The organism is Rhizobacter sp. P3_B12, assembly GCF_056402895.1.
Window position 1 is genome coordinate 1 of record NZ_JBFUGN010000147.1, and the last position, 9,498, is coordinate 9,498.

Here is a 9,498-nt window from a genome sequence, read left to right on the forward strand (position 1 = left end):
GCCGTAGCGCACGAGCGCCGGCTGGTCGAGCCCGAGCTGCCGTGCGAGCGCCGCGGCGGCTTCGGGCGTGGCACCGGTCTCCAGCCGGACGTCGACCGCGCTGCCCGGCAGCAGCGCGAGCACCGCGAAGATCAGCGCCGAGGCCGCCAGCAGCGTGGCGGCGAAGGCGGCGCAGCGCTGGATCAGGAAGACGCTGATGGGCCCGGCCTCAGAGCGAGAAGATCTTGCCGGGGTTCATGATGTTCTTCGGATCGAGCGCGCGCTTGACGGTGCGCATCATGTCGACCGCGCCGGCGCCGGCCTCGCTGACCAGGAAGCCCATCTTGTGCAGCCCGATGCCGTGTTCGCCGGTGCAGGTGCCGTCGAGCCGCAGCGCGCGCTGCACCAGCTGCAGGTTCAGCCGCTCGGCGGTCTCGCGCTCTTCCGGCTTGTCGGGGTCGATCAGGTAGGCGAGGTGGAAATTGCCGTCGCCGACGTGGCCGACGATGTAGTACATCAACCCCGAGGCCTCGACCTCGGCAACGCTCTCGTTGATGCACTCAGCCAGCCGCGAGATCGGCACGCAGGTGTCGGTGGTCACGGTGCGGCTGCCGGGCTTCATCTGCAGCCCGGCGAAGTAGGCGCGGTGGCGCGCGCTCCAGAGCTTGGTGCGCTCCTCCGGCGTGGTCGCCCACTGGAAGCCCTCGCCGCCGAACTCGCCGGCGATCTCCTGCACCGTGGCGGCCTGCTCGGCCACGCTCGCCTCGCTGCCGTGGAACTCCATCAACAGCAGCGGCACCTCGGGCAGCGTGAGCTTGTCGTGCCGGTTCACCGCGCGCACCGCGTTGGCGTCGAGCAGCTCGCAGCGCGCGATCGGCACGCCCATCTGGATCAGCTGGATGGTGGTGCGCACCGCGGCGTCGATGCTCGGGAAGCTGCAGGTGGCCGCCGAGATCGCCTCGGGCAGCGGGTACAGCTTCAGCGTGATCTCGGTCATGACGCCCAGCGTGCCTTCGCTGCCCACCATCAGGCGCGTCAGGTCGTAGCCGGCGGACGACTTGCGGGCCCGCGTGCCGGTGTGGATCACCTCGCCCTGCGGCGTGACGACGGTGAGCGCGAGCACGTTGTCGCGCATCGTGCCGTAGCGCACGGCGTTGGTGCCGCTCGCGCGCGTGGCGCTCATGCCGCCGAGCGTCGCGTCGGCGCCGGGATCGATCGGGAAGAACAGCCCGGCATGGCGGATCTCGGTGTTCAGCTGCATGCGGGTGACGCCGGCCTGCACGGTGACGGTGAGGTCCTCGGGGCGCACCGAGACGATGCCGTTCATGCGCGTCAGGTCGATGCTGACGCCGCCCTGCACCGCGAGCAGGTGACCTTCGAGCGACGAGCCGGCGCCGAACGGGATCACCGGCACGGCATGCCGGTCGGCCAGTTTCACGACCTCGGCGACGTCTTCGGTGCTCTCGCAGAACACCACCACCTCGGGCGGCGGCACGTCGAACGGCGACTCGTCGCGGCCATGCTGCTGGCGCACTGCCAGCGCGGTGGAGCAGCGCTCGCCGAAGCGGGCCCGCAGCGCCTCGACCATCTCGGCGGGAACCGGCCGCGGATCGAGTTGCGGCAGCAGGTGGACGGGGATGGGTGCGTTCATGGGCGGGGGACCTCCGACAACGGAATGCAGATTCTGCACCGCCTTGGCTGAGTCGACAGCGATTCCGGGTTCCGTCGCCGGAACCCGCCCGGCCGGGTGACCTTCTCGCGCTACACGGTGGTTTCTACTGCGACCGGTACGCCAATCTGCTGGGCGACAGCCGCATACAAGTCCTGTTCGACTTCGGGCGCTTCGATCGAGACGACCAATGCATAGCGGGCGGCGCGTTCGAACCGGCCGTGGCCAGGACGATTGCGCCACCATCCCATGGCCGGGAACACTGCCAAATGCCCTCGATTGGCCAACTCAGCGGCTGTGCCGCTCCAACTGTCGCTGATCAGCGATCCACGAGCCCGCGTGCGCTCTCCGATGCTCCATCCGGCATCGGTGCTGGACTGAGCTGGGAGCCCCTGCTCCTCAGCTGTCGCTTGCGCGTTGATGCGGCCTCGAAATGCAGCTTCCGTCTCCAGCGGACGGCGTACCGCAAATCGAAGCGCATGCGATTGGTACGCGTACTTGTCGATCCCGCCCCGCTCGCCGGGGTTCGGTTCGATGAAGTACGACAAGGTGATTCGCAAGGTCACCTCCGTACTGCCAAGCGATTGGAGCTGCTCGGTTGGCCAGGGAAGCGCATGCAAATGCATGTCGCAGGTGCGAACCGTTGATCCGACCTTCTGGTAGGGCTGAAGGCGGTCCTGCACGATCATCGTGAGCGAATTGCTCGCACTGAACAGCGCCCGCTCCAGGCTGGGAACGCCATATCCGCAATGCCTCAGTAACTGCCTGATCGTTGTTTGGTTGCGGATCCCATTCGGGGTGTAGGTCGCCAGCATGGGCGTTGTCCAACGCGCAGAGTGAATCATCAGCGCTCGGACAGTCTCCGGCCAGAATGTCGTGTACGCCGCCTGGATCCTTGCCGCCATGCCCGCTGCGAGCGCAGTCGACGCGCTGGTTGCCCAACTCAGTGCGAACAGACGCTCATGAGGTTCGTGACTTGTCGTCAGCAACGATAGGCTGTCCATCTGGCTGGTGAAGCCAGTTGCGTCGATGGCCGCATTGCCGCCTTCCATGACGATGTCGGGTTTGAAGGGCCACCCTGTTTGCCACGTCGAGGATGTCGTCGTGTACGGACTCAACCCGCCTGCGGCCGCGATTGCCGTGTATTGATGTTCGAAGGGCTCGGAGAGCGTGGTCAGTTCCGAATAGGAACCGACCGTCAGTGCATTCCATGCCTGCCCAGGGTCGTGAACCATGTTCGTCGAAAGACTGGCGGGGTACTCGCCCCAGGCGTTTGGATCTTGTGTATTGCCTGCGCAGAGCACAAACAAGCGCGGCGACTCGCCTTGACCCTCGTAGTCGCAGGCGAGTCGATCGACCTCTGCTGACCACGAAGACGGGCGACCTCTGTCGCGCCCATCTGTCGACGAGACCGCCATCGCGAAGATGCGGCGACGATCTTGGTCGGTGATCTCCACGCGTGCAACGGCTTCTGCCGTGATTGCACCGTAAGACTGTCCATCATTGTCTCCAGGCCCCTGCAAGATCTTCACCGACTCGAGGCGATGAGGAATATGCAGCAACCCATCGTCAGAGAGTGCTGGCGTCAAGTCACCAAGCAACGCCAATCCAGCCAGTTCGGTGCCGTGCCCATTGCCATCGTCCGTGCCCCAGTCAGGCTCCACGCAGTGGCGATCTGCGTCATCGATAAGCGGCGTGAGCAGTGGATGTCCATGATTGACACCGGTGTCGAGCAACGTGACGTAAGAACTGCCCTCGTGTTGCGGCAGAACTCGTTTCTGCAGGTTCTCGCTCCAGTGCGCTTGCTCGTTCAGTGGCAGCGCAGCAAAGAACTCGGCGGTGGTTTTCGCTCGGCGCAACTCGGCCACCGTGTTCAACACCAGCGCCGATTGCAGCAATTGCTCCTTGCTGCCACGCAGCTGAACAACTGAGCGTTCCGGGAAATGCAGCACCCRTTCACGCACCAGAAGGCCGGCCAGTTCGGCGACCTTGCGGAAGTCGGCAATGACTTGCAGGCGCTTCTCGCCGCCGGGAAGCCAAGCCTCCCACCAGATTGCCTCGGTGTCGCTTGCCGGCAGCGCCTCGGCGCTGTCCGTCCACAGGGAGTCGAATGTGGCGACGCGCACGGAGCGAATCGCGTCGATCAACGACTGGTGGTCGAGCGAGCGACCGCTGGCACCGGTTCGGTGTTCTGCGTAGGCTTGGATCAGTTTTTCGAAATGGGTCAGCTTGCCCGGAGGTACGAACACCGTGGCCAGGATCTGGTCGCCGTGCTCACGGACGTTCATGAGTTCGATGCCCTGGCGGTCGCGCGCCAGGCGTTCAGCAGCGAACTCGACGCCATGCCGGCTTTCGAACTCGATCTGGATCCCGATTGCCATCTGCACCTCTGCCGCTCGCTGTTCAGCGATGCGCTGCGACTGGGCGGCCTCGACTTGTGCAAACTGGGTGCGCAGATCCTGCGCTTGTTGCTCACGCGGCAGAGGCGGCACGGCCGTCTTGGTGACGACGGCCTTCTTCGCCGTGTATCCCTCAACTGAGCGGGTATCGTGAGGGAAGAGATGCGGGCGCCGCTGTTGGCTCTCGGTAGCCATGAAGAGCCCCGCCCCGCTTATTCTTTGGCGCCTGCGCTGCGACGGCGAACTGCTTGGCGCTGCTGCAGCAGGTTGCGCAGCGCCGCGGCCGGTATGGTGTGCTGATCGTGCATCACAGCTTCTTTGATTGCATCGTCGATCGCTCTCGCGATCTCTGCATGACTGAGGCTGGTTGCGTCTTTCGCGAGATCGGTGAGCGCTTTCTTCGCTTTGATGTACCCGCCTAGGCGCCTGTGCAGCAGGACCTCGACTTCGGAAGTCGAGGGCACGTGGTATTCAACGACGTCATCGAATCGCCTGAAAAGCGCCTCGTCCAGGATGTCCGGATGGTTTGTCGCAGCGACGATGACGCTGTGGGATTCGTCTTGCTCGATCATGAGCAGGAAGCTGTTCAAGATCCGGCGAATCTCGCCCACATCATTTGCCATGCCGCGCTGGCTGCCGATCGCGTCGAACTCGTCGAAAAAATAGACGCCTCGTGTAGATGACACAGCGTCGAAGACTTGCCGCAGTTTTGCGGCGGTTTCACCCATGAATTTCGTGATGAGTGCGTCCAGGCGGACCACGAACAGGGGGATACCGAGTTCCCCGGCCAGCGCCGAGGCTGTCATAGTCTTGCCCGTCCCGGACGGGCCAACGAGCAACAACTTCCGCCGAGGATGCAAGCCGTGGCTGCGCAGCTTGGACAGGTGTCGCTGTTCCTTGAGCACACGCTGCAGGCTTTGCAGCAACGGCTCAGCCAAAACCATGTCACTCAGTCGCCGAGAAGGGTAGGAGACGCTGAGCAGTGCCGCGAGTTCACCCTTCGGTCGAGCGATCGGAATCGTGCCGTCTGCCGTACCAATGCTTCGACGTGCTTTGGTGGCATCGATGAGGTCGCGGATCTCTTCTGCCAGTTTGCCGTGACCCTGCTTCGCTTCATGCGCGGCCATCTGCATGGCGACCGAATAGAAGTGACGATCGTCACCCTCCGCGTGGGAGCGCAGCAGAGCTTTGAGTTGATCGCCGTTCGCCATGGTGTCCGGATTGTCTCCCATTGAGGCGCCTGACCCTAGAATCTGCGACCCCCACAGACAAGGCCTCCGTGTCACTGGATACGCTGACCACCGCCGAGACCCCCGAAGGCATCGCACTGTCGCTCCGGCCGGCCGGCCTGGTGCCGCGCGTGCTGGCCTTCGCGGCCGATTTCGGCATCCGCGTCGTGATGTTCTTCGTGCTGTCGGCGCTGCTGGGCCTGGGCGGCGGCCTGGGGGCCGGGCTGCAGCTGATGATGTATTTCCTGCTCGAATGGTTCTACCCGGTGGTGTTCGAGCTCGCGCTGGCCGGCGCGACGCCGGGCAAGCGCATGCTGGGCCTGCGGGTCGTGATGGATTCCGGGCTGCCGGTGACGCCCGCCGCGTCGATCATCCGCAACCTGCTGCGCGCGGCCGATTTCATGCCGCTGCTGTACGGCTTCGGCCTGCTCGCGATGCTGTGGCGGCCCGATTTCAAGCGCCTGGGCGACATGGCTGCCGGCACGCTGGTGGTGCATGCCGGCAGCGTCGAGCTGCACGGCGAGTTGCCCGACGCGCCGCCGCGCGCGCCGGCCCGGCCGCTCGCGCTGCGCGAGCAGGCGGCCATCGTCAACTGGGCGATGCGCGGCCAGCGGCTCACGCCCGCCCGCTTCGACGAGTTGGCGGTGCTGGCCCGCTCGGCGACCGATGCCGGCGCCGGTGCGACGGACGCCACGCAGCGCCTGCTCGGCGTCGCGCACTGGCTGCTCGGCCGCCGCGGAGACGCCGCCCGATGACGCCGCTGCAGTTCGAGGCCGCGTACACGCCGCTGTGGGACGAGCTGCAGGCCATGCTCGACCGCGTGGAGGGCGCCCGCCCGCGCCAGAAGAAGGACCAGTCGGCCGACAAGCAGGCCGACAAGAAGAAGGAGCGCGCCAAGGGCAAGCCCGCGCCGATCGACGGCGCCCGCCTCAGCGTGCTGTACCGCCGCGCCTGCGAGCACCTGGCGCTGGCGCAGGCGCGCGCCTACCCGATCGGCCTGACGCAGCGCCTGGAGCAGCTCACGCACCGCGCGCACCAGCTGATCTACCGCCGCCACGAGCCGGGCTTCGGCATCGGGCGGCTGCGCCGGCTGCTGCTGGTCGACATCCCGCAGAGCGTGCGCGCGCACCGCGGCTACCTGCTGGTGGCGGCGCTGCTGTTCGTCGTGCCGACGCTGCTCGTCGGCTGGGCCTGCTGGCGCGACCCCGGCTTCATCCTGCACCTGATGGACGCCCAGCAGGTGCGCAACTTCGACCAGATGTACGGCCCCGGCGCCGACCCGATCGGCAAGCCGCGCAGCGCCGAGACCGACTGGCAGATGTTCGGCTACTACATCCAGCACAACATCGGCATCGGCTTCCAGTGCTTCGCGGCCGGGCTGTTCGGCGGCATCGGCAGCGCGTTCTTCCTGGTCTTCAACGGGCTGCAGGGCGGCGCGGTGGGCGGCTACCTGACGGCGCGCGGCCACGGCGAGGCGTTCTACTCGTTCATCGTCACGCACTCGGCCTTCGAGCTGACCGCCATCGTGATGTCCGGTGCCGCCGGGCTGCGGCTCGGCCACGCGCTGCTCGCACCGGGCCGTCGCACGCGGCTGGAGGCACTGCGCCATGCGTCCTCGCACGCCATCGTCGTGATGTACGGCGTGATCGCGTTCCTGCTGATCGCCGCCGCGGTCGAGGCCTTCTGGTCGTCGGCCCGCTGGGTCGAGCCGCAGGTCAAGTACGGCGTCGGCGCGGCCTGCTGGGCGCTGGTGATCGCCTACCTCGGCTGGCAGGGCCGGCCGCGCCGCGCCGCCGATGAGAAGGGCCCGGATGCAGGTTGATGCGATCGCCGTCGAGCTGCGCCCGCGCCCGATGCACGAGGCCGGCGACCTGGGCGTGCGCCTGGTGCAGGCCCATGCGCGCTCGGTGTGGGCGACCTGCACGCCGGTGTTCGTCGCGGTGTTCCTGCTCGCGCTGTCGAGCGTCGAGATCGCCAGCTGGCTGCCCAGCGTGCTGATCTTCTGGCTCAAGCCCTGGATGGACCGCAGCGTGCTGTTCGTGCTGTCGCGCGCGGCCTTCGGCCAGTCGACCCGCTTCGCCGACCTGTGGCGTGCGCAGCGCGAGGTCTGGTGGAGCCAGCTGTTCACGAGCCTGACGTGGCGGCGCCTGTCGCCGTGGCGGCCGTACACGCAGCCCATCTACCAGCTCGAAGGCCAGCGCGGCAAGGCGCGGCGGCAGCGGCGCGCGCTGATGCTGCGCGCGCAGCGCGGGCCGGCCGGGATGATGCACCTGGCGTTCGCGCACGCCGAGGCCTTCCTCGGGATCGGGCTGATGGCGTTCATCGCGCTGCTGCTGCCCGAGGGGCTGCGCAGCATGGCATGGGACTGGTTCACCGGCGGCAGCCTGTCGTCGTCGTTCGCCACCGCCACCGGCTACGCGCTGGTGGTGCTGATGCTCGAGCCGTTCTATGTCGGCGCCGGCTTCGCGATGTACCTGAACCGCCGCGTGCAGCTCGAGGCCTGGGACATCGAGCAGGAGTTCCGCCGTGCGTTCTAGTGCTGCGTGGGGGCTGGCGCTGGCGTTGCTGGGAGCCCAGGTGCAGGCCCAGCAGGCGCCCGCTGATGTCGCGGCTTCGGCGGCTTCGGCCCCGTCGCGCGACGCGGTCGAGGCCGAGCTGGCCACGCTGCGCGCCGACCCGCGCTTCGGCGGCACGCAGAAGCAGAAGACCTGGCGCTTCAAGGAGCGCGCGTCGGAGCCGACGAAGTCCGAGCCGCCGTCCGGCATGCCGGCCTGGTTCAAGTGGCTGGGCGAGTTCGCGCGCTGGATGACCGCGGCCGGCCGTCTGGTCGTGTGGGCGATCGGTGCGGTGCTGGTGGCCGTGCTGATCGTCGGGCTGCGCTACTGGATCCGCGAGCGCGCCGGTGCGCTGCCGCAGCGCGCCGCCCCGTTGCCGAGCCACGTGCGCGACCTCGACATCCGCCCCGAGAGCCTGCCCGACCGGATCGGCGCGGCCGCCGCGGCGCTGTGGCAGCGCGGCGAGCAGCGGGCCGCGCTGTCGCTGCTGTACCGCGGTGCCCTGTCGCGCCTGGTGCACGTGCATGCGCTGCCGATCCGCGCCGCCAGCACCGAAGGCGAGTGCGTGGCGCTGGCGCACACGCGGCTGCGCGCCGAGCCGGCGGCGTACGTGGCGCGGCTGGTCGGCGCGTGGCAGCTCGCGGTGTACGGCGCGCGGCTGCCGCAGACCGACGAGGTGCTGGCGCTGTGCAGCGAGTTCGACGCGCGCCTGCAGGCGCCGGCCCCGGTGGCGGAGGCCGCATGACGCTGCTGACCCGCGACAACCTGCTGCGCGCCGGCATCGCCGCCGTGCTGGTCGGCGGCCTGCTGTGGCTCGCGTCGTGCACCGAGTGGGTCGAGGTCGACGTGCCGAAGCCACCGTCGCCCGAGGCCGCGAAGAACGACATGCTCGCGCTGGAAGACCTGGCGCGCCGGCTCGGTGCGACGGTCGAGCGGCCGACCGACCTGGCGCAGATGCCGCCGGCCGGCGCCACCGTCTACCTCGCGACCTGGCAGTGGGGCATCTTCCCCGGTCGCGGCGAGCGCTTGCGCGACTGGGTGGCCGACGGCGGGCAGCTGGTGGTGCCGGCCACCGACCTCGCCGAGTCGGAGCTCGGCGGCTGGCTGCCGGTGCGCGTCGTCAAGCCTGTCAAGCCGGCGGCGCCGCACGCGGCATCGGGTGTGCGCACGAAGGAAGAACCGGACGACGAGGATGACGACGAGGACGAGGAGGCACCTGCCGTGCCCGCGGCGCAGGCCTCGCGCCCGGCGGCCGGTAGCTCGCCCGACGTGAAGCGCATCATCAAGCAGCTGCAGGAAGGCCCGCCGTGCCGCTCGGTGGCCGAGCCAGATTCCGTGGCGCCGGCCTTCCCGCCGTCGCGCCGCTTCATGAGTTGCGCCCACCCGCCGTGGCCGCGCATCCAGGCCAAGGGGCCTGCGGCCTGGCAGCTCGACGCCGAGAGCGGCATCGAGGTGCTGCGCGTGCCGCACGGCCGCGGCAGCGTCACCGTGCTGGCCGGCTGGGACCTGCGCGGCAACCGGGCGCTGACGCGCGGCGACAACGGCCTGATCGCCGCCGCCGCGCTGCAGCTGCGCCAGGGGCAGCGGCTGTGGATCATCGACCAGGAATCGCGCACGCCGCTGACGAGCTGGCTCTGGCGCGCCGGCGCGGCGGCGCTGCTGCTCGC

7 protein-coding genes and 2 pseudogenes are annotated in these 9,498 nt (G+C 68.4%); 5 read left to right on the forward strand and 4 right to left on the reverse strand.

What is annotated here, in order from left to right; genetic code table 11:
- From AC1D01_RS10690 to AC1D01_RS10705, 4 genes and pseudogenes are all read right to left on the reverse strand, one after another.
- Window positions 1-198: pseudogene (locus tag AC1D01_RS10690) on the reverse strand (ABC transporter permease); the annotation flags it as partial.
- A 10-nt stretch (window positions 199-208) separates the two neighbouring features.
- On the reverse strand, window positions 209-1,630 hold the full coding sequence (locus AC1D01_RS10695; RefSeq protein WP_477866014.1) for an FAD-binding oxidoreductase: 1,422 nt from the start codon (window positions 1,628-1,630) through the stop codon (window positions 209-211).
- A gap of 110 nt (window positions 1,631-1,740) precedes the next feature.
- On the reverse strand, window positions 1,741-4,242 hold the full coding sequence (locus tag AC1D01_RS10700) for a S8 family peptidase (protein ID WP_477866015.1): 2,502 nt from the start codon (window positions 4,240-4,242) through the stop codon (window positions 1,741-1,743).
- A 17-nt stretch (window positions 4,243-4,259) separates the two neighbouring features.
- Entirely contained in the window at window positions 4,260-5,279 is a 1,020-nt protein-coding gene (locus AC1D01_RS10705; protein WP_477866016.1) for an AAA family ATPase, read from the reverse strand.
- A 47-nt stretch (window positions 5,280-5,326) separates the two neighbouring features.
- On the opposite strand from AC1D01_RS10705, the gene AC1D01_RS10710 reads away from it, so the two are divergent.
- The 5 genes and pseudogenes from AC1D01_RS10710 to AC1D01_RS10730 all read left to right on the forward strand — a co-directional run.
- Window positions 5,327-6,031, forward strand: a complete 705-nt coding sequence (locus AC1D01_RS10710) for an RDD family protein (RefSeq protein WP_477866017.1) — start codon at window positions 5,327-5,329, stop codon at window positions 6,029-6,031.
- Window positions 6,028-7,098 carry a stage II sporulation protein M gene (locus AC1D01_RS10715; protein ID WP_477866018.1) on the forward strand — a complete coding sequence of 357 codons (1,071 nt, stop codon included), beginning with the start codon at window positions 6,028-6,030 and terminating at the stop codon, window positions 7,096-7,098. The genes AC1D01_RS10710 and AC1D01_RS10715 overlap by 4 nt, the downstream gene beginning before the upstream one ends.
- A complete protein-coding gene (locus tag AC1D01_RS10720) occupies window positions 7,088-7,813 on the forward strand; it encodes a hypothetical protein (protein ID WP_477866019.1) in 726 nt (241 codons plus the stop codon). The genes AC1D01_RS10715 and AC1D01_RS10720 overlap by 11 nt, the downstream gene beginning before the upstream one ends.
- Window positions 7,803-8,576 carry a DUF4129 domain-containing protein gene (locus AC1D01_RS10725; protein ID WP_477866020.1) on the forward strand — a complete coding sequence of 258 codons (774 nt, stop codon included), beginning with the start codon at window positions 7,803-7,805 and terminating at the stop codon, window positions 8,574-8,576. Before AC1D01_RS10720 ends, AC1D01_RS10725 begins: the two co-directional genes overlap by 11 nt.
- Window positions 8,573-9,498 (forward strand): annotated as a pseudogene (locus AC1D01_RS10730) (hypothetical protein); the annotation flags it as partial. The gene AC1D01_RS10725 and the pseudogene AC1D01_RS10730, both read left to right, overlap by 4 nt.